19 protein-coding genes are annotated in these 18,412 nt (G+C 58.1%); 13 read left to right on the top strand and 6 right to left on the bottom strand.

The annotated features are described in order from the left end of the window. Positions 1-121: 121 nt before the first annotated feature. The 5 genes from C7H08_RS07560 to hisF all read left to right on the top strand — a co-directional run bounded on the left by C7H08_RS07560 (position 122) and on the right by hisF (position 3,467). Positions 122-583 (top strand): SRPBCC family protein, encoded by a 462-nt coding sequence (locus tag C7H08_RS07560; RefSeq protein ID WP_106671132.1) that lies wholly within the window; start codon positions 122-124, stop codon positions 581-583. A gap of 105 nt (positions 584-688) precedes the next feature. Then, the gene (gene hisB / locus C7H08_RS07555; RefSeq protein ID WP_106671131.1) at positions 689-1,282 is read left to right on the top strand and encodes an imidazoleglycerol-phosphate dehydratase HisB; all 594 of its coding nucleotides are present in this window, start codon (positions 689-691) and stop codon (positions 1,280-1,282) included. Positions 1,283-1,311: 29 nt separating this feature from the next. Beyond that, complete coding sequence (hisH, locus tag C7H08_RS07550) at positions 1,312-1,953, top strand: imidazole glycerol phosphate synthase subunit HisH (protein ID WP_106671130.1); 642 nt, start codon at positions 1,312-1,314, stop codon at positions 1,951-1,953. Then, positions 1,947-2,684: a 1-(5-phosphoribosyl)-5-[(5-phosphoribosylamino)methylideneamino]imidazole-4-carboxamide isomerase gene (hisA, locus tag C7H08_RS07545; protein ID WP_106671129.1), complete on the top strand. Its 738-nt coding sequence runs from the start codon at positions 1,947-1,949 to the stop codon at positions 2,682-2,684. The genes hisH and hisA overlap by 7 nt, the downstream gene beginning before the upstream one ends. Positions 2,685-2,693: 9 nt before the next feature. Further along, complete coding sequence (gene hisF, locus C7H08_RS07540; protein ID WP_106671128.1) at positions 2,694-3,467, top strand: imidazole glycerol phosphate synthase subunit HisF; 774 nt, start codon at positions 2,694-2,696, stop codon at positions 3,465-3,467. Here hisF and C7H08_RS07535 read toward each other — a convergent pair. The 4 genes from C7H08_RS07535 to gpmI all read right to left on the bottom strand — a co-directional run bounded on the left by C7H08_RS07535 (position 3,464) and on the right by gpmI (position 8,469). Then, positions 3,464-4,255 (bottom strand): divergent polysaccharide deacetylase family protein, encoded by a 792-nt coding sequence (locus C7H08_RS07535; protein WP_243411425.1) that lies wholly within the window; start codon positions 4,253-4,255, stop codon positions 3,464-3,466. The genes hisF and C7H08_RS07535 overlap by 4 nt on opposite strands. A gap of 23 nt (positions 4,256-4,278) precedes the next feature. After that, positions 4,279-5,673 (bottom strand): S41 family peptidase, encoded by a 1,395-nt coding sequence (locus tag C7H08_RS07530; protein WP_106671127.1) that lies wholly within the window; start codon positions 5,671-5,673, stop codon positions 4,279-4,281. 88 nt (positions 5,674-5,761) lie between these two features. After that, on the bottom strand, positions 5,762-6,901 hold the full coding sequence (locus tag C7H08_RS07525) for a murein hydrolase activator EnvC family protein (RefSeq protein ID WP_227663143.1): 1,140 nt from the start codon (positions 6,899-6,901) through the stop codon (positions 5,762-5,764). A gap of 20 nt (positions 6,902-6,921) precedes the next feature. Continuing rightward, complete coding sequence (gene gpmI / locus C7H08_RS07520; protein WP_106671126.1) at positions 6,922-8,469, bottom strand: 2,3-bisphosphoglycerate-independent phosphoglycerate mutase; 1,548 nt, start codon at positions 8,467-8,469, stop codon at positions 6,922-6,924. A gap of 150 nt (positions 8,470-8,619) precedes the next feature. Here gpmI and C7H08_RS07515 point away from each other — a divergent pair, with 150 nt between their 5' ends. From C7H08_RS07515 to C7H08_RS07480, 8 genes are all read left to right on the top strand, one after another. Further along, positions 8,620-9,036: a rhodanese-like domain-containing protein gene (locus C7H08_RS07515; RefSeq protein WP_106671125.1), complete on the top strand. Its 417-nt coding sequence runs from the start codon at positions 8,620-8,622 to the stop codon at positions 9,034-9,036. A gap of 131 nt (positions 9,037-9,167) precedes the next feature. Beyond that, a complete protein-coding gene (gene secB / locus C7H08_RS07510) occupies positions 9,168-9,665 on the top strand; it encodes a protein-export chaperone SecB (protein ID WP_106671124.1) in 498 nt (165 codons plus the stop codon). Positions 9,666-9,801: 136 nt separating this feature from the next. Then, the gene (locus tag C7H08_RS07505) at positions 9,802-11,805 is read left to right on the top strand and encodes a TonB-dependent receptor plug domain-containing protein (protein WP_052503163.1); all 2,004 of its coding nucleotides are present in this window, start codon (positions 9,802-9,804) and stop codon (positions 11,803-11,805) included. 38 nt (positions 11,806-11,843) lie between these two features. Then, a complete protein-coding gene (locus C7H08_RS07500; RefSeq protein ID WP_165793946.1) occupies positions 11,844-12,983 on the top strand; it encodes an HmuY family protein in 1,140 nt (379 codons plus the stop codon). A gap of 4 nt (positions 12,984-12,987) precedes the next feature. Beyond that, a complete protein-coding gene (locus tag C7H08_RS07495) occupies positions 12,988-14,061 on the top strand; it encodes a hemin-degrading factor (protein ID WP_106671122.1) in 1,074 nt (357 codons plus the stop codon). Then, complete coding sequence (locus tag C7H08_RS07490; protein WP_227663142.1) at positions 14,058-14,912, top strand: heme/hemin ABC transporter substrate-binding protein; 855 nt, start codon at positions 14,058-14,060, stop codon at positions 14,910-14,912. Before C7H08_RS07495 ends, C7H08_RS07490 begins: the two co-directional genes overlap by 4 nt. Then, positions 14,902-15,939, top strand: a complete 1,038-nt coding sequence (locus C7H08_RS07485) for a FecCD family ABC transporter permease (RefSeq protein WP_106671121.1) — start codon at positions 14,902-14,904, stop codon at positions 15,937-15,939. The genes C7H08_RS07490 and C7H08_RS07485 overlap by 11 nt, the downstream gene beginning before the upstream one ends. Then, a complete protein-coding gene (locus tag C7H08_RS07480; RefSeq protein WP_106671120.1) occupies positions 15,939-16,760 on the top strand; it encodes a heme ABC transporter ATP-binding protein in 822 nt (273 codons plus the stop codon). Before C7H08_RS07485 ends, C7H08_RS07480 begins: the two co-directional genes overlap by 1 nt. On the opposite strand, the gene trmL is transcribed toward C7H08_RS07480, so the two are convergent. Both trmL and C7H08_RS07470 read right to left on the bottom strand, forming a co-directional pair. Beyond that, complete coding sequence (trmL, locus tag C7H08_RS07475) at positions 16,718-17,182, bottom strand: tRNA (uridine(34)/cytosine(34)/5-carboxymethylaminomethyluridine(34)-2'-O)-methyltransferase TrmL (RefSeq protein ID WP_106671119.1); 465 nt, start codon at positions 17,180-17,182, stop codon at positions 16,718-16,720. The genes C7H08_RS07480 and trmL overlap by 43 nt on opposite strands. A 5-nt stretch (positions 17,183-17,187) precedes the next feature. Further along, positions 17,188-18,366 (bottom strand): acetyl-CoA C-acetyltransferase, encoded by a 1,179-nt coding sequence (locus C7H08_RS07470; protein WP_106671118.1) that lies wholly within the window; start codon positions 18,364-18,366, stop codon positions 17,188-17,190. Between the last annotated feature and the right edge of the window lie 46 nt (positions 18,367-18,412).

Raw genomic sequence — 18,412 nt, 5'->3', positions numbered from 1 at the left:
GGTTAGTAAATTAACAGCGCAGGAATATGACAATGCGGTAGTCTTGGTTCAAAATACATCCCGTCCAGAAGTCAGAGCAACCACTCTGGCGCGCACAAACAAGCATAAAAAGGAGTTGGCTGTGGCCATTACCGTATCGATTGAGCTGAACCGGGACATCGAGATTCCGGCAGGCTATAACGAAGTGTTCGATCTGTTGGCAGACGTACCCCGTTCCGCCAGTCACTTTCCGAAAGTAGACAAGCTGATCGACCTGGGTGGCAATGCCTACCGCTGGGAAATGGAAAAGGTGGGTGTCGATAAGCACGCCATCCAATCGGTTTATGCCTGCACCTACCATGCAGACAAAGAAGCCGGAAAGATTACCTGGGAGCCGGTAAAAGGCGAGGGTAATGGTGTCGTCAGCGGTGCCTGGACGCTCAATGCCAATGGCGACAACTCAACCAAAGTGCGCTTCCAGACCAGTGCCCAGCTGACCGTGCCGCTGCCGAGCCTGCTCAAACTGGCCATCAGCCCTGTCATCAAGCATGAATTCAACAGCCTGGTTGACACCTACATGAACAACCTCAAGAAAGCGTTCTGAGCTATCAGGGTGATTGATCCCGTTGCGGGACTCCGGTTGTCTTAACGGGTATAATCGCGTGACAACTAGTTCTCGGTAGCAAGCCAGTTTTTTAACGGAGTCTCCATGGCCGAACGTAAGGCACGGGTAGAACGAAATACCCTTGAAACCCAGATTGCCGTCGAGATTAATCTCGACGGCACTGGTGAATCCAACTTTGACACCGGTGTGCCCTTTCTTGATCACATGATGGATCAGATCGCCCGCCATGGTCTGGTGGATCTGGATATCCAAAGCAAGGGTGACCTGCACATTGACGACCACCACACCGTGGAAGATATCGGCATCACTCTGGGCCAGGCGTTCAAACAGGCGGTGGGCGACAAGAAAGGCATTGTCCGCTATGGCCACGCCTATGTACCGCTGGATGAGGCGCTGTCCCGCGTGGTGATTGACCTCTCCGGCCGTCCTGGCCTGTGCATGAATGTCCCCTACACCCGTGGCTCTGTGGGCGGGTTTGACGTGGATCTGTTTGAAGAATTCTTCCATGGCTTCGTCAACCACTCCATGGTGACCCTGCACATCGACAACCTGAAGGGCAAGAACACCCACCACCAGATTGAAACCGTGTTCAAAGCCTTCGGTCGCGCCCTGCGTATGGCGATTGCAATGGATGAGCGTATGGCGGGTATCACCCCGTCCACCAAGGGCGCTCTGTAACCGGTTACCGACAGGAATCTGAAAACATCATGAAGACCGTTGCCATCATCGACTACGGCATGGGCAACCTGCATTCCGCCCGTAAGGCGGTGGAGCACGTAGCCCCGGATTGCACCGTGCTGGTCACCGACAACGCCGACCAGATTCGCGAAGCCGACCGGGTCATCCTGCCGGGCGTGGGTGCTATCCGCGACTGCATGGCCGAAATGCATCGCCTGGGCGTGGTTGATCTTGTCAAAGAGGTCTCTCAGGACCGTCCCTTCCTTGGCATCTGTGTCGGCATGCAGGCTCTGATGGCCCGCAGTGAAGAAAACAGTGGCGTGGAGGGTATTGGCCTGTTCCCGTCTGAAGTCCGCTACTTTGGCGACAAACTCACCGAAAACGGCGAGCGCCTGAAGGTGCCCCACATGGGCTGGAATCAGGTCTGGCAGACGGTTGACCACCCCTTGTGGCAAAACATCCCGGACGGCGACCGCTTCTACTTCGTGCACAGCTTTTACGCCGAAGCCGAAGGCAATGCTGACATGGCCGGCCGCACTCGTTACGGGGTCGATCTGGCCGCCGCCGTCGCTCGCGATAATATTTTTGCCGTGCAGTTTCACCCGGAGAAAAGCGCTCGGGCAGGGCTGCAGTTGCTGGAAAACTTTACCAACTGGACCGGAACATGCTGATTATTCCCGCCATTGATCTGAAAGACGGAAAATGTGTACGCCTGCGCCAGGGCCGCATGGAAGATTCCACAGTATTCGGCGACGATCCGCTGGATATGGCCACCAAATGGGTCAACGCCGGCGCCCGCCGCCTGCACCTGGTTGACCTGAACGGTGCTTTTGCGGGCGAGCCGGTCAACGGTGAAATCGTCAAATCCATCGCGGTAAAATACCCGAATCTGCCGATTCAGATCGGCGGGGGCATACGCTCCGCAGACACCATTGAAGCCTATCTCAGGGCTGGCGTGCAGTGGGTGATTATCGGTACCAAGGCGGTCAAAGAGCCGGAATTTGTCACCGAGATGTGTCAGCGGTTTCCTGGCCATATCATCGTTGGCCTGGACGCCAAAGACGGCCGCGTTGCCACCGACGGTTGGGCGGAAGTGTCTGAAGTGATGGCGGTTGATCTGGCCAAGCGCTTCGCCAACGACGGTGTTGAAGCCATCGTTTACACCGACATCGCTCGGGACGGCATGATGCAGGGCGTCAACGTGGAAGCCACGGCAAAGTTGGCGGAAGAGGGCGGCATTCCGGTGATTGCGTCTGGCGGCGTCACCAACATGGATGATCTCAAGCGTCTGGCAACCGTAGCAGACAAAGGCGTGATCGGTGCCATCACTGGCCGGGCCATCTACGAAGGCACCCTGGATGTTGCGGAAGCTCAGGCTTTTTGTGACAGCCTGCGAGACTGAGGTCGTATTATGGCATTGGCAAAACGCATCATTCCCTGCCTGGACGTCGATAAAGGCCGAGTGGTCAAAGGCGTCAACTTTGTTGATATCCGCGATGCCGGCGACCCGGTAGAGGTCGCGCGCCGCTACAACGAGCAGGGCGCCGATGAAATAACCTTCCTGGACATTACCGCCAGTCACGAAAGCCGCGACACCACCTATGAAACCGTGGAGCGAATGGCGTCGGAAGTGTTCATTCCACTGACCGTTGGCGGTGGTGTGCGTACTGTAGACGACATTCGTAGGTTATTGAATGCAGGCGCCGATAAAGTGTCGATCAACACCGCGGCGGTATTTAATCCGGAATTTGTGCGGGAGGCGGCGGATCGCTTTGGCCGCCAGTGCATTGTGGTGGCTATCGATGCCAAGCGCGTCGGTGCTGAAGGCGAGGAGCCGCGCTGGGAAATTTTCACTCACGGCGGTCGCAAGCCGACCGGACTGGACGCTGTTGACTGGGCCAGGAAAATGGTGGAAATGGGAGCAGGGGAGCTGCTGCTTACCAGCATGGACCGTGATGGCACCAAGGTTGGTTTTGATCTGGGGCTCACCCGTGCAATCAGCGATGCGGTTGTAGTGCCGGTGATTGCCTCAGGGGGTGTCGGTGAACTCCAGCACCTTGCAGATGGCGTTATCAAGGGTGGCGCGGATGCCGTGCTGGCAGCATCTATCTTTCACTTCGCTCAGCATACCATTCCCGAAGCCAAGGCCTTTATGAAGGCTCAGGGCATCGAAGTCCGCGATTAATTACTTCTCGCATAAGCGGGCCGAATGGCCTGCTTTTCACCTTCCGCAAACATTTTCTGATTACCATTGCGCATAGCCCAGATACCGCTGATCGTAGCGATGGCGATGCCCTGCTCATCCAGTTCTGGCAAATGCTTTGCCAGATAGTCCACGGTGACCTTGTGCGGGTGGCCTATGCCGATAGCCGTGCCGTTTTCTTTGGCAGTCTTGATCAACAGTTTGAATTGCTGATCGACAAACTCTTCGGTTTGTTCATGGTCCAGAAACACATCGCGGGTCAGGCTTGGAATCTGGTAGGCAGTTGCGACACTGCCGGCGATAGAGCTGGCAATGGTTCGGCTGTCGACAAAATACACTGGGTAGCGATGCAGTTCTTGCATGATCCAGTCCATGGGCCGGAGCTGCTGAGTCAGCAGGCTGCCCATGTGATTGTTGACGCCGCTGACATGGGGAATCGACTGCAACGAACGCCTGAGCGTTCGGGTCAGCGTGGCTTCATCCATGTCTGGGGTCAGGCCGCCCTGGCCAAGGCCAAAGTTGCGGGTATTGGCCATGGGGGCGTGCAGCATAATTTCTTTGTTCTGCTGGTAAGCCAGCTTGGCCAAGGGAACGGTGTGCCTCAGATAGGGCAGAAACGCCAGTGTCAGCGGCTGATCCATCTGTGCCAGTCGCTCACCTTCATAACGGTTGTGGCCCATGTCATCAATGATGATGGCGATGGTTGGTGGAAACTGTTGGCTGGCCGGTGGGTCAGATAGCACCGCTGGGCTGGCGGTAAGACCAGCCATCAGCGCCATGGTTTTCAATAAGTTCACTGATTCTTGTCCTGCTCTTTGCGGTTGAGAATGTTCATACCTTTGAGCAGGTTCAAAGCAGAATTCAGCTGATAGTCACGCTCTGCGGCGGAGGCCTGGGATTCGGTGTCCTGATCCTGTTTATCACGGCTGTCACCTTCGTTGCCACCTTCAAGGTGGCCACTAAGGTCAGCTTCGGTGAAGAATGGCCGGCCATCAAGTTCGGTCAGTTCCGCTGGACGAACCACAATGTCAGGTTTGATTCCGGTGGCCTGGATAGAGCGGCCGTCAGGGGTGAAATAGCGGGCCGTCGTCATCTTGATGGCGTGAGTCTCATCCAGTGGAATAACGGTTTGCACGCTGCCTTTGCCGAACGACTGGGTGCCCATGATTACCGCACGACCGTGATCCTGGAGTGCCCCGGCCAGAATTTCAGATGCCGAGGCGGAACCGCCATTGATCAGGACCACGATCGGCGTGCCCTCCATGATATCGCCAGCTTTGGCGCTGAAGCGCAGGCGCGAACTCTGAATCCGGCCTTCGGTGTAGACGATCAGGCCTTCATCCAGCAGTGCATCTGAGGTTTCAACGGCGGCCTGCAAGACGCCACCCGGATTGTTTCGTACATCAATGACCAGGCCGTCAAGGTCACTACCGTACTCTTCTTCCAGTCCGATCAGGGCCTGCCGGAATTGAGAACCGGTTTCGGCCTGGAACTGTGTGATACGAACATAGCCATAGCCATTTTCAATCATCCGGGACTTTATGCTGGTCACCTTGATGACATCGCGAGTTACGTCAATCTCGATGGGCCCGACTTCGCCATCACGCATGATGGTGAGGGTGATCACGGTGCCGGGTTTGCCGCGCATCAGTTTTACGGCCTCCTCAAGCGACATGCCCTTGACCGGTTTGTCACCCAGTTTGATGATCAGGTCGCCGGCCAGAACGCCAGCTTTTTGGGCGGGCGTGTCATCGATCGGAGCGATCACTTTGATAAAGCCGTTTTCCATGCCGACTTCGATGCCCAGGCCGCCGAACTCACCAGAGGTGCTTTCTTCAAGCTGTTCGTAGTCTTTGGGTGCCAGGTAGGTGGAATGCGGGTCCAGGTCGGAAAGCATGCCTTTGATGGCGCTTTCCAGCAGCTTGCGGTCCGACACTTCTTCAACATAGGCCGCTTTGATGCGGCTGAAGACTTCGGTGAATTTTCTTAATTCGTCCAGTGGTAACTGTTCTTCTGGATCAGGAAGCTGAATCTGTACCCTTTCCCCGTTCTGAATGCCCTCCAGAATTTGTTGGGTCTGAGCTTCCGGGTCTTGTGCCAGTGCCAGTCCGGGCGCGGCAAACAAACAGGCGGCAAGGGTGAGGCAACGCAGTGGTGAGTTATTGAATGTACTTCTGACCCGTTTCATTCACATATCCTGTTGAGTTTCCGCAAGTTGGACTGGCTGGTGCTCAAGACAGTATGGCGCCCGACAGGCCGTTTGTCAGCCCCTTGCTTCAGGGTTTGCCCAGCCAACTGCGGGGGTTAACCGGTTTGCCGTTCTGGCGCACTTCAAAATAGAGCGCCGGGTCTTCGGTGCCACCGGTGCGGCCTGCCAGGGCAACGGTTTCACCTGCCGCCACCCAGTCGCCGGGTGCGGTAAAAAGACTGCTGCTATGGCCGTACAGGGTCAGGAAGCCATCGCCGTGATCAATGATGGTTATCAGGCCAAAACCCCGGAGCCAGTTAGCAAAAACCACACGGCCATAATGTACCGCTTTGATTTCTGCTTCTTCCTGGGTGTTCATAATAAAACCACTTCGGCGTAACTTGCCCTCGGCATAGGCTGCGCCGTAGTGGCTGACCACGCGGCCATTGGCGGGCCAGGGCAAGCGGTTGCGAAGGGACTTGAATGGCCTGGATTCGTTGGGGGCCGGTATGCTGGCGATGGCTTGCTGAACTTCGTCGAGCAGCCGCTCCAGGCGTTTGCGGTCAGCGTCCAGGTCTTTCCGTTCACCGCGGCGGGAGCGGATATCGGCATCGAGTGCGGCCAGGGTTTGTTCCCTTTCTTTTCGGGTGTCGGCCAGCTGTTGCTGGCGCTGCTCCAGGCTGGTTTCGGTCTTTGCCAACTCTACCCGGCTGGCCTGCACTGCGGCCCTGGCTGCTTTCAGTTCCCGCAGGCTGGCCTGAAAAGCCTCAAGGCGTTCGACGGTGTCCCGGCTCAGATATTCGTAATAGGTCATGGTGCGCGCGATCATGCCCGGTTCGATTTCGTTGAGCAGGATTTTCAGGGCGGGGGCGTCGCCTTCCATCCAGGCGGCACGAATCTGTTTTTTCAGGCCTTCGCGTTGCTGCTCAAGCGTATTGGCAAGTTGGTTTTCCTGTTTTTGCAGTTCCGTCAGTCGTTGTTGCTGTTGATCAGCCTGAACTCTCAGGCTTCGGCGTTCGCGGGTCAGTTCGCTTATTCTGCGCTCGGTAGCGACCAGCTGCTTTTCGAGGTTAGAGCGGCTGCGTTCAGCGCTGACCAGCCATTTGTCAATGCTGTCAATACGCTTTTTCAGCGCTTCTACCTGCGCCGGGGTAACGTCCTGTTCGGCATGAGCCAGCGAGGCCCCCAGGAAGAGGGCCAACGCCAGTATCGCGGAGCGCATCAGCATGGGGTGGGCTCGCCGCCGGATCAGGCCAGGTCTGCCAGGTTGTGGCCGGTCATTTCTTTTGGTGGCGTGTCCCCCATCAGGGCCAGCAGTGTGGGTGCGATATCGCTCAGGCTGCCGCCATCTTTCAAGGTGAGCGTTCGGTGGCCGGTGTAAACCAGTGGCACTGGGCCGATGGTGTGGGAGGTATGCACCTGGCCCGAGTTCGGGTCGCTCATCTGCTCGCAGTTGCCGTGGTCGGCGGTGATCAGCGATTCACCGCCCACTTCATCGAGCGCCTCGACGACGCGTTGAACACATTGGTCCAGGCACTCGGCGGCCTTGATGGCCGCATCCAGTTTGCCAGTGTGGCCCACCATGTCACCGTTGGCGTAGTTGCACACGATAAGGTCGTACTTTCCGCTCTTGATGGCTTCGACCAGTTTGTCAGTGACTTCGGGCGCGCTCATTTCCGGCTGCAGGTCGTAAGTGGCCACTTTGGGTGATGGCACCAGAATGCGATCTTCGCCCGCAAACGGTGTTTCCATGCCACCGTTAAAAAAGAATGTTACGTGGGCGTATTTCTCGGTTTCGGCGATGCGCAGCTGGGTTTTCCCTTGGGTGGCCAGGTACTCGCCGAGACCGTTGGTCAGTTGCTCAGGCGGATAGGCGCAAGAGGTTTCAATATCGGCGGCGTATTCGGTAAGCATCACAAAGTCAGCCAGTTGCGGCTGCTTGCGACGGTCAAAGCCGTCGAAGTCTTTATCGACGAAGGTGCGGGTCATTTCCCGGGCGCGGTCAGCACGGAAGTTCATAAACAACACGGCGTCGCCGTCGTTGATGGTGCCGGCAGGCTGGCCTTCGGCATGGATGTGGGTGGCCTTGACGAATTCGTCATTTTCACCGCGCTCGTATGCCTGCTCCAGTGCCATGACCGGGTCTTCGCAGGTAAATTCGGTATCGGCCAGGGTCATGGCATTGTAAGCGGATTCAACGCGTTCCCAGCGATTGTCGCGGTCCATGGCAAAGTAGCGGCCGACAATGGTGGCTACCCGGCCGACACCGAGACTCTTCATTTTGGCGGCGGCCTTTTCCAGAGACGGGCGGGCGCTGCGCGGTGGCATGTCGCGGCCGTCCAGAAAGGCGTGGATGTAGACTTCTTTAGCGCCATGGGCGGCGGCCACTTCGGCGGCGGCCAACATGTGATCTTCATGGCAGTGAACACCGCCGGGCGACAGCAGGCCCAAGATGTGCACGGCTTTGCCTTTAGCAACGGCTTTGGCGATGGCATTACACAAGGCTTCGTTTTTCTGGAACAGGCCGTCTTGCAGATCTTTGTCGATCCGCGTCAGGCTCTGGTAGACCACCCGGCCGGCGCCAAGATTCATGTGACCGACTTCCGAGTTACCCATCTGGCCCTGGGGCAGCCCCACAAACATGCCCGAGGTATTGATCAGGGTTTTGGGCTGATTCTGCCAGAGCTTGTCCCAGAACGGGGTCCGGGCGTTGGAGATGGCGTTGTCCTCGGCCGGGTCACGGTGGCCCCAGCCGTCGAGAATGATCAGTGCAGTGGGCTTGCGCGTCTCGGTCATTATTTCGTCCGGTTGGTTGCGAAGTAACAATGTAAAATAGGGATCAGATTGTAACCGTTTTCATTTGTGCAGGCCACGCGGTTTACCCCGCCTTCTTTGACCGTGCGTGGGTGTGTATAATCCGGCCAAACCAATTTTCAGGGTAGTTTCATGGACCGTTTGTTTGAATTCGTTGTTAATCACTACATTCTGGTATCACTGTTCGTGGCCTTTCTGATCGCTATTCTGTTGCTGGAGTCGCGCCGGGGTGGTGCCAAGATTTCAGCCCAGGGTGCGGTGTCGCTGATCAACAAGGATGAGGCCGTGGTCGTGGATATACGTGACCGTAAGGAATTCGGGGAAGGTCGGATTACCGGCTCTGTTAACATTCCTCTGAACAGCATCAAGACACGGGCCAATGAGCTGAGTAAGTTCAAGGACAAGCAGATTATAGTGGCGGACAAAATGGGCCAGCACTCCGCCATGGCGGTCAAGCAGTTGAAGGCCGAAGGTTACGCCAATGTGCTGCGGCTGAACGGCGGCATTGCCGACTGGAAAGCCAGCAACCTGCCGCTGGTAAAGAAATAACAGGGCTTGATCTGATTGGCGATCTGACGCACTGTTTCACATTACCGGCCGGAGCCTGGAAGTAGACTGTTCCGGCATATGTGACGATAACAACGGGCCTCGCCCTTACTACGAGAACGAAAGGACTGATCATGGCTGAGAATCCGCAAGCCGCAGGCAATGAAAACCAGAACCAACCCCAGTTTGCCCTTCAGCGTATCTATGTGAAGGACCTGTCTTTTGAATCCCCGAATGCTCCGACAGTTTTTCAGGAGCAGTGGAAGCCGCAGGTAAACCTGGATCTGAACACGTCCCATAACAAGATCAGCGACAACCAGTTTGAAGTGGTGTTGTCCCTGACCGTTACCGCCAAAATGGGCGAGAAAGTCGCTTACATTGTTGAAATTCAGCAGGCGGGCGTGTTTATGGTTTCCGGTATTGAAGGTCCGCAGCTGGGCCAGATGCTGGGAGCTTACTGCCCGACCATTCTGTTCCCTTATGCTCGTGAAGCCATTGACGGTATCGTCAACAAAGGCAGCTTCCCGGCCTTGATGCTGGCGCCGGTGAACTTTGACGCCATCTACGCCCAGGCGCTCAAACGCAAGCAGGAAGAAGCCGCAGGCGAAGCAAAAGAAGAGCAGACCCATTAAACGTTTAGCCTTCTGGAAATTTGAAAAACCGGCCAAGGCCGGTTTTTTTGTGTTCGCTTGATATTCGTCGATGGCACTTGATCTATAACAAAAACTAAACAATAATCGTTCGCATTACGTTTATTGGTGAGTGGTCATGATGAATTCAAAAGACGGTCTCCGGCGGTGGTCGCTGTTCTTTTTGCTTTTAGGAGGCTCCGGCAATCTGGTTGCCGAGGCCTTCTATCTGGATGAGCTGGTTGTCACTGGAACGAGAACGGAGCGTAAGTTGTTGGATGCTCCTGTACGCACCGAGGTCGTCACCGCTCAAGAACTTGAGAAAACCCATGCGCGAAGTGTGAAAGAGGCGCTGGAGAACGTGCCTGGGCTTCAGTTGAGGGAAATTCACGGAAAGCCCGGGTATGAGGTTTGGTTGCAGGGCGTTGAGGCTGACCGGGTTCTAGTGCTGATCGATGGTATGCCAATTACTGCTACGACTGGTTCATCGGTCGATGTCAGCCAGTTGGCTGTTCTTGATATCGAGCGTGTTGAATTGGTCAAAGGGGCGGTGTCGGCTCAATACGGTAGTGCCGGTATTGGTGGGGTCGTTAACATTATTACTCGTCCACCGGCCTCCGGGCTCTCCGGTCAGTTCACCACCGATATCGGTAGCTATGGCGATCAGAACCCCTCCGGCGAAAAAGCCGACCCTGCGCGATATTCGGCCCGGGCCACTATCCAGGGAGGCAATGAACAGCTGGCCCTGCGTTTATCTGCGTCACACCAGCATTCCGATGGCATTGATCCGGAACCGGAGACCTGGGCCCGCCCGGGTGATGAATATGATCGCACCGATATCAGCTTCCGCACCGACTGGTCTCCGAGCGGCAACCACCGACTGAGCGCCGCGGTCGCCCGGTTCGAGGAGGAGTCCGGGTCACGGTTCACCGAACGCAACCCGCCTTTTTTCGTCAATCAGGGTAAGGATGAAGCGGTCACTCGCACCCGCTATACCCTCTCTGGCGATCATGGTCGCAATTCCGATTTGCGTGCCGGTTGGTCCGCCGTCCATGAGATCCTGAACGACGATACCTTGAAGTATACCGGCGGCGGGGTCTTTGATGACCGTCGTGCCGAATCCAGGTTGTCCCGTTTCTCGGCCCATCTGGGCAAGCCGGTAGGGCTCAGTCACCACCTGCAGGGTGGTGTCGATTTCAATCGCGAAACGCTCAATCAGACCAAGGACGGCGCTTCCGAGCTGGGCGCCGAACCTCGCCGACAACGTGAGAGCCAGGAAGTCTGGGTTCAGGACACCTGGATGCCCACCGCGAATCTTGAGTTGGTACCCGGCGTCCGGCTCCAGAATGACTCCGATTTCGGAACCCACTCGGCACCGAAGATCAATGCGCGTTACGACCTGATCCGGAGCGATTCCCTGACCGGCTTTCTTCGTGGTGGTGTTGGCGCCGGATACCGGGTTCCGAATCTGAAGGAACGGCATTTTACCTTTGACCACAGCCAGCTTGGCTACATCGTGCAGGGGACTCCCGATTTGCAGCCGGAGGAGTCCGTCAGCTATCAGTTTGGCGGGGGGCTGTCCTGGAACCGGACGATGTGGCTGGAAGCGAACGCCTTCGTTAACGACATCAAGCAGTTGATTCAGACTTCACCCGATGCTGAGGCCACCCAGGCACGGAACGACGGTGTTCAGGTTTTCAGTTATGAAAATCTTGCCGAGGCAAGGACCTGGGGGGTCGAGACCACCGCTGGCTGGGAACCCTCCGGGAACTGGCGGCTCACCGCCGGCTATACCCTGACCCGAACCGAAGATGTAGCGACCGGCGATGAACTCAATCGCCGCCCGAGGCATCAGGCCCGCCTCGGACTGGATGGTCCGCTTGGACTGCAAGGCCTGTCCTGGAGCGCCCGGCTTCGCTACCAGAGTAAAGAGTTCGTGGATGCTGCTGCCGGAACCGAATCCCCGGGGTATACAACAGCCGACCTTAAACTGAATTACCGGTTTTCAGACCAGCTCCGGCTGTTTGCCGGGGCTGACAACATCACCGACGAACAGCGCGATTTTTCCAATGCCAGCGAAGATTTCAGACCGGTTGCCGGGCGTTTTCTCTACGCCGGGCTGACGGTTTCCTTTGGCGAATGATGCCTGACCACCAAAAAAACGATAGGAAGGAGATATCCATGGATCTTTTTGATACCAGACCCCCGGCCATTGTGCTGGCTGCCCTGGCTCTAACGGCTTGTGGCGGGGGCAGCGACAACTCCATCGCCGAGAACGATGCAGATAATGTCAGCCGTTTTTCTGAGCAGTTGATGCCTGCGGCAACTGAGACCGTCTACCTGAATCTGGAAACCGGAGAGATGGTGGAGGAAGGCGACGATTGGCAGATCGCGGCGAACCGTTTGAACTTCAAGGTGAACAGTGGTGCTTCCGGAAATGGCAGCGTTGTTGGCGCCCTGGCAATTGCCCAGGACGATTTCTATGACGGTAGCGGTGATCCCGATGCGAACGTGTTCACCAACGCGACCGACAACTCCGAGGAGGAACATCTGCTGGGCATTCTCGAAGCACCGGGGAGCTGGCAGGAGGATGCCTTCGCCAGTGCGTTTGGGTCTTCAGATAGCTGGTCTCAATACGACTTTGCCACGGGCGTGATCAGCGAGGCCGAAGATGTTGGCTATCTGGTGCGCTCTGCTGAGGGAAACAGCTATGCCCGAATGCGGGTTGTCGACTTCGACTTTCCGACTCGGGATACAAGTATACCTGGTATTCGAGAGTTCACTTTCGAGTTTGATGTGCAGGCAGCGGGCGCGACCCAATTTGGTAGTTCCCCGGTAACGTTCACTGCGCCAACAGGGTACGCCGAGAACGACGGAGGGGATGTTTGCTTCGATTTTGACTCTGCTTCCGTTGTCGATTGTGAAACCAGCGAGGTCTGGGATGTCCAGGTCGGCTTCTCCGGTCGCGACTGGTATCTGAAATCCAACAGCGGGGTATCCGGCAACGGCAGTGGCGGCGCCTCCGACCCGATGACCTGGGCCGAACTTTCTGCCAATGACAGCGATCCGGGTGTTCCACAGCTCTATAACACGGACTCAACCGGCGGGGTATTCACGGATAACACCTGGTACGCCTACAACCTGACCAATCAGCATAAGATCTGGCCGAATTTCCGGACCTTCCTGATTAAGGCCGATGCCGATGATCCTGAGTCGACGGTCTGGGCGCTGCAGATTGTCGGCTACTACGACCAGAACGGAACAAGTGGCCAGCCCACGGTGCGTTGGTTGCCCGTTGAACTTCAGCAGGCGCAGGAGTAATCCCATGCAACAGACAGCGATGGCAACAGGCACAGCAACCGATTCGCTCGCAGCGCGCTGGCGGACACTGGAGGAAGCAGAGCCAAATATGAGGGTCCGTCAGATGGCGGATAAGTTGGGGGTGAGCGAGATGGAATTGGTTCGGCTGCGTGGCGGCGACGCACTGATTCCTCTCAAGGACAATTTCGGGGATCTTCTCAAGGCCCTTGAGAACGTCGGTCCGGTCATGATTCTGAGCCGCAACAACGAAGTGGTCCATGAAGTGACCGGCACCTTCAAGGATTTCACCAGCGGAAGGTCCGGGGCCATGGGGCTGGCCGTTGGTGAGATCGACATCCGCGTGTTTTTCAAACACTGGGCCTATGGCTACCGGGTGCACGAAAAGGTTCGCTCCGGTTCGAGGGAGAGTCTGCAGTTCTTCGACCAGTACGGGGCTGCGGTCCACAAAATCTACCGGGTTGCCGATACCGATAGCGAGGCATGGGAGCGCCTGGTCCATTCCTTCGCAGATCAAGAGCTGCGGCCGTTCAAGCCTCAGGGCACCCGCCCGGTTCCTCAACGGGTCGCGCCAGAAGCGGTTAACGCGGAGGTTCTTCGCGAGGGCTGGCGGGAGCTCAAGGATGTCCATCATTTCGGTGCGCTTCTGAAACGGGCCGGTACTGATCGGCTGACGGCGCTGGAACTGTTGAGAGGCGAATGGGCTACCGAGCTTGAGCGAACCGATGGCGACGTGCTGGACCGGCTACTGGAGCTGCTTCGGGATGCTCAGTGCCCAGCTATGTTCTTCGTCGGCAATCCCGGGATCGTGCAGATTTTCACGGGCAAGGTGGCCAATTTGCGCCGCACCGGTCCCTGGATGAACGTTCTGGACACCGGCTTTAACTTGCACGCCAACACCAAATCAATCCGGCACTGGTGGCTGGTCCGGCGCCCCTCCGCAGACGGCATCATTACCTCTGTGGAAGCGTTCAATGCCGACGGCGAGCTGGTGTTGACGGTGTTCGGGGAGCGTAAGCCGGGTACCCCGGAATCCGGGCTCTGGCGGGAACAGGCGGCCGCGCTGGAGACGTTGTCATGATCTTTCGGGTTGTTGCGTGGTTCCTGTTGGCGACAGTATTCGTGTCTTCCGCTCAAGCGGGAGATCCGCCCCGGGTTGTGACCGCTGACGGCGCCATTACCGAGATCGTCTATCGGCTGGGTCTGGAGTCACTGTTGGTGGGGGTGGACACCACCAGCGGATATCCGGAACAGACCGAGTCTCTTCCGAAGGTCGGTTACCTGAGGGCGCTGCCCTTTGAAGGAGTGCTGGCCCTGAAGCCGGATCTGTTGATTACCTCCGAGCAGGCCGCTCCGGAAGAGAATCTGGACCGCCTGGCAAGGGCCGGTGTTCAAGTGGAGAAGCTGCCTTCGGCATGGACGCCGAAAGCAGCACTGGAGCGGATCGAGTCTGTGGGCAGCTTGCTGGGAAGCGAAGAAAGGGCTGTGCGGCTGGCTGCTGACCTGCGGTCAAAGATCAACCGGATTCAGCAGGCATCGTCGGCCAGGGGAAGCGAGCCAAAGGTGCTCTTTATTCTTGCAGCAGGTAATCACTCGGTGATGCTGGCGGGGGAGGGCACGGCTGCTACAGCACTGCTGGACGCTATCGACGCGGTAAATGCGGTGTCCGGAATCCAGGGCTATAAGCCGGCAAATCGGGAAGCGATCCTGGCCTCGCAGCCGGATGCCATTGTGATTGCGGAATCCACACCGGGCCAGTTCGAGATCCGATCCTGGCCGGAGGTGGAGCGTCTTGACGCCTGGCAAAACGGGCGCCGGCTGGTGGCAGACAGCATGATGCTGTTGGGTTTCGGCCCGCGCCTACCCGATGCGATGGCTGCGGTGAACGAAGTATTGCCTGCGCCATCGGATGTGGCAGCCAATGATTCGTGACGCCGCAGGCCGACTCGGTTTTGCGCCATCCCTCGCGATTGTGATCTCAGCTGCGGTTATTGTGGCCCTGGTGTCCATCACTAGTGGAGCCTATCCGCTGGCGGTCGCTGATATCCTGAGCGTGATCACCAGCCGTGAAGCCAGCGATCCGGTAGCGTCAATGGTCCTGCTGGAAGTGCGCATGCCGAGACTCTTGCTGGGTTTTCTGGTCGGAGCGGTGCTGGCGGTCTCGGGGGCCCTTCTGCAGGGCCTGTTTCGCAATCCATTGGCCGACCCGGGGCTGATCGGGGTCTCCGCCGGTGCGTCCCTGGCCGCTATTGCGGTGATCGTGCTGGGCAATACCTGGCTTGGTGGCTGGCTGGCCATGACTGGCGAATGGGCTCTGCCCATTGCGGCTTTTTTCGGAGGCAGCTGTACTGTGCTGCTGGCCTGGCGCATTGCCAATCGGTTCGGGCAGACCTCGGTGGCAACCCTGCTACTGGCCGGTATCGCGATTAACGCCGTGGCAGGTGCCGCCACTGGTCTTCTGACGTTTTACGCCAACGATGAAGAGCTGCGTTCGCTGACCTTCTGGACCATGGGCAGCCTCGGCCACGCCGGCTGGGACGATCTTTTGGTGGGCGCTCCATTCATGCTGTTGGCATTGTGTGTCGCTCCCTTGCTGGCCCGCCCACTGGATGCTTTTTTACTGGGAGAGTCGGTGGTCGGGCATCTGGGTTACCGCACTGATACCGTCAAGAAGGCCGCTATCCTGGTGGTCGGCCTGGGGGTCGGAGCGGCTGTTGCTGTAAGTGGGTTGATCGGGTTTGTCGGGTTGGTGGTGCCCCACCTGGTTCGTCAGTTGCTCGGGGCCAGTCACCGGGTGGTGTTGCCGCTCAGTGCCCTGGTGGGGGGGACCCTTCTGGTGGCCGCCGATTCCCTGGCAAGGGTGGTGGTAGCGCCGGCGGAGTTGCCCATTGGCCTGATGATGGCGCTGGTCGGTGGGCCCTTCTTCCTGGCACTTCTGTTGAGGACAAAGGTGATCTGATGGTTCTTTCCGTTAACAGCGTCAGCGTCTCACTGGGGCGTTCCCGGATCGTGAATGACATCGATTGTTACCTGCGGGCAGGAGAGCTGTTGATGCTCCTGGGTCCGAATGGCGCTGGTAAATCAACGTTGCTGAAGGCGATCAGTGGCGATCTTCCCTACGTTGGGAGTGTCCGTCTTGCAGGCCGGGAGCTTGGACAATGGCGCCCGGAATGGCTGGCACGGCAGCGTGCCGTGATGCCCCAGAGGGTGGAGGTGAATTTTCCGTTGACGGTGGAGGAGGTCGTACGCCTTGGCCGACCCAAAACAGCGTCTGTTGGCAGTGACCCCGTGGTCGATCAGCTGATGAGCGAACTGGATATTGGTCACCTGAGGCATCGGCTGGTTCCCGCTCTGTCAGGGGGTGAGCAGCAGCGACTGCAACTGGCACGGGTTCTGGCCCAGATCATGGATAGTCCTGGAGACAGGCTGCTGTTGCTGGATGAATGCACATCCGCCCTTGACCCGGCGCATCAGCAAATGGTGCTGGAGCTTGTTCATCGCCTGGCGAAGAACCAGGGCATAGCCGTACTGGCGGTTGTACACGACCTGAACCTTGCCGCCCAGTTTGCGGATCGCCTGCTGGTGATGAAGGCCGGATGTCTTGTTCACGAAGGCTCAGCCAGGGAGGTGCTTACGCCTGACCTGCTTGAAGCCGTCTACGGGTTTACGGCCAGGGTGATTGAGTTGGATGAAGGTTACCCTATGGTGGTGCCCCGGCGTGGGGGGCTCCCGAATGCTTATCTGGCACCCGGGAATCCTAGCTGCCGCCAGGCCTCGTAAACCACCAGGGCTGCTGTGTTGGAGAGATTCAGGCTCCGGCTTTCCGGCTGCATTGGAACCCGCAGGCGATGGTCAGGCAGAAGGCCTTCACGGATGTCGGCGGGCAGGCCCCGGGTTTCCGGGCCGAACATCAGGTAGTCTCCGTCATGATAGCTCACCTGATGGTAGTGAGTACTGCCTTTGGTGGTCAGCCCGAACAGGCGTGCGGGTTGCTCGCTGGCCAGAAAGTCCTGGTAGTTCTTGTGGATCCTGACCGTGGCGTACTCGCTGTAATCCAGCCCGGCCCGCCGCATCTGCTTGTCTTCGAGGGAAAACCCCAGCGGTTCGATCAGATGCAGCTGGCAGCCGGTGTTGGCGCAGAGCCGGATGATATTGCCGGTGTTCGGCGGTATCTCCGGCTCGTACAGGACAACGTGGAGCACCGGGCTTAGCGTTCCACGGCCAGGGCGACACCCATGCCGCCGCCAATGCAAAGCGTGGCCAGGCCTTTTTTGGCATCACGGCGCACCATCTCATGCAGCAGGCTGACCAGGATGCGGCAGCCGGAGGCGCCGATCGGGTGGCCCAGGGCAATGGCGCCGCCGTTCACATTCACTTTACTGGTGTCCCAGCCCATGTCGCGGTTGACCGAGATGGCCTGAGCGGCAAAGGCTTCGTTGGCTTCAATCAGATCCAGGTCGGTCGCGGCCCAGCCGGCCCGTTCCAGGCAACGCGTGCTGGCAGGGATCGGGCCAGTACCCATGATGGTGGGGTCTACGCCGGCGCTGGCGTGAGCCTTGATGGTCACCAGCGGGGTCAGGCCCAGTTCTTTCGCTTTCTCGGCGCTGCATACCATGACCGCAGCGGCGCCATCGTTCAGGGACGACGCGTTACCAGCGGTAACCGAGCCGTCTTTTTTGAAAGCAGGGCGCAGTTTACTCAGGCCATCGGCACTGACACCGTCACGGGGGCACTCGTCTTTATCGATGATCAGCGGGTCGCCTTTGCGCTGGGGAATGCTGACCGGAACAATCTGGCCATCAAAGTGGCCGGCGTTCTGGGCCGCTACTGCTTTCTGCTGGGAGGCGGCCGCAAACTGATCCTGCTCTTCCCGGCTGATGCCATACTTTTCAACGATGTTCTCAGCCGTAATGCCCATGTGGTAATCATTGAAGGCATCCCACAGGCCATCGTTCACCATGGTGTCGACCATGCTCCAGTTACCCATGCGCTGGCCGTTGCGGCTGTTGGGCAGCACGTGTGGGGCCTGGCTCATGCTTTCCTGGCCACCGGCGATGATCATTTCGGCATCGCCACACTGAATGGCCTGGACCGCCATGTGCACCGCTTTCAGGCCAGAGCCGCACACCTTGTTGATGGTGATCGCGGGTACCGATGCGGGCAAGCCGGCATGGATTGCGGCCTGGCGCGCCGGGTTCTGGCCGCAGCCGGCCGTCAGCACCTGGCCGAGAATCACTTCGTTTATCTGCTCGCGGGCCACACTGGTTTCTTCGATCAACGCTTTGATCACGGCGGCGCCGAGCTGGTCAGCGCGCAGACTGGACAGGCCACCACCAAAGCTGCCAACCGCGGTACGTTTTGCGGCAACAATCACAACATCACGCATGGGAAATCTCCGTCGCAAAGGGCAGGCTCAGAAAGTGGCCCGCCAG

Source organism: Marinobacter halophilus, from assembly GCF_003007685.1.
In the GTDB taxonomy this organism is placed as follows: Bacteria; Pseudomonadota; Gammaproteobacteria; order Pseudomonadales; family Oleiphilaceae; genus Marinobacter; species Marinobacter halophilus.
The sequence above is the reverse complement of the archived record's forward strand: the minus strand, read 5'-3'. Positions and strand labels throughout refer to the sequence as shown.

What these genes read in the sequence shown, in the direction of transcription:
- hisB (WP_106671131.1), top strand. Translation starts at nt 689, where the DNA reads ATGGCCGAACGTAAGGCACGGGTAGAACGAAATACCCTTGAAACCCAG.
- hisA (WP_106671129.1), top strand. Translation starts at nt 1,947, where the DNA reads ATGCTGATTATTCCCGCCATTGATCTGAAAGACGGAAAATGTGTACGC.
- C7H08_RS07505 (WP_052503163.1), top strand. Translation starts at nt 9,802, where the DNA reads ATGATGAATTCAAAAGACGGTCTCCGGCGGTGGTCGCTGTTCTTTTTG.
- hisH (WP_106671130.1), top strand. Translation starts at nt 1,312, where the DNA reads ATGAAGACCGTTGCCATCATCGACTACGGCATGGGCAACCTGCATTCC.
- C7H08_RS07500 (WP_165793946.1), top strand. Translation starts at nt 11,844, where the DNA reads ATGGATCTTTTTGATACCAGACCCCCGGCCATTGTGCTGGCTGCCCTG.
- C7H08_RS07480 (WP_106671120.1), top strand. Translation starts at nt 15,939, where the DNA reads ATGGTTCTTTCCGTTAACAGCGTCAGCGTCTCACTGGGGCGTTCCCGG.
- gpmI (WP_106671126.1), bottom strand. Translation starts at nt 8,469, where the DNA reads ATGACCGAGACGCGCAAGCCCACTGCACTGATCATTCTCGACGGCTGG.
- C7H08_RS07525 (WP_227663143.1), bottom strand. Translation starts at nt 6,901, where the DNA reads ATGCTGATGCGCTCCGCGATACTGGCGTTGGCCCTCTTCCTGGGGGCC.
- secB (WP_106671124.1), top strand. Translation starts at nt 9,168, where the DNA reads ATGGCTGAGAATCCGCAAGCCGCAGGCAATGAAAACCAGAACCAACCC.
- C7H08_RS07470 (WP_106671118.1), bottom strand. Translation starts at nt 18,366, where the DNA reads ATGCGTGATGTTGTGATTGTTGCCGCAAAACGTACCGCGGTTGGCAGC.
- C7H08_RS07515 (WP_106671125.1), top strand. Translation starts at nt 8,620, where the DNA reads ATGGACCGTTTGTTTGAATTCGTTGTTAATCACTACATTCTGGTATCA.
- hisF (WP_106671128.1), top strand. Translation starts at nt 2,694, where the DNA reads ATGGCATTGGCAAAACGCATCATTCCCTGCCTGGACGTCGATAAAGGC.
- C7H08_RS07530 (WP_106671127.1), bottom strand. Translation starts at nt 5,673, where the DNA reads ATGAAACGGGTCAGAAGTACATTCAATAACTCACCACTGCGTTGCCTC.
- C7H08_RS07495 (WP_106671122.1), top strand. Translation starts at nt 12,988, where the DNA reads ATGCAACAGACAGCGATGGCAACAGGCACAGCAACCGATTCGCTCGCA.
- C7H08_RS07485 (WP_106671121.1), top strand. Translation starts at nt 14,902, where the DNA reads ATGATTCGTGACGCCGCAGGCCGACTCGGTTTTGCGCCATCCCTCGCG.
- C7H08_RS07535 (WP_243411425.1), bottom strand. Translation starts at nt 4,255, where the DNA reads ATGGCTGGTCTTACCGCCAGCCCAGCGGTGCTATCTGACCCACCGGCC.
- C7H08_RS07490 (WP_227663142.1), top strand. Translation starts at nt 14,058, where the DNA reads ATGATCTTTCGGGTTGTTGCGTGGTTCCTGTTGGCGACAGTATTCGTG.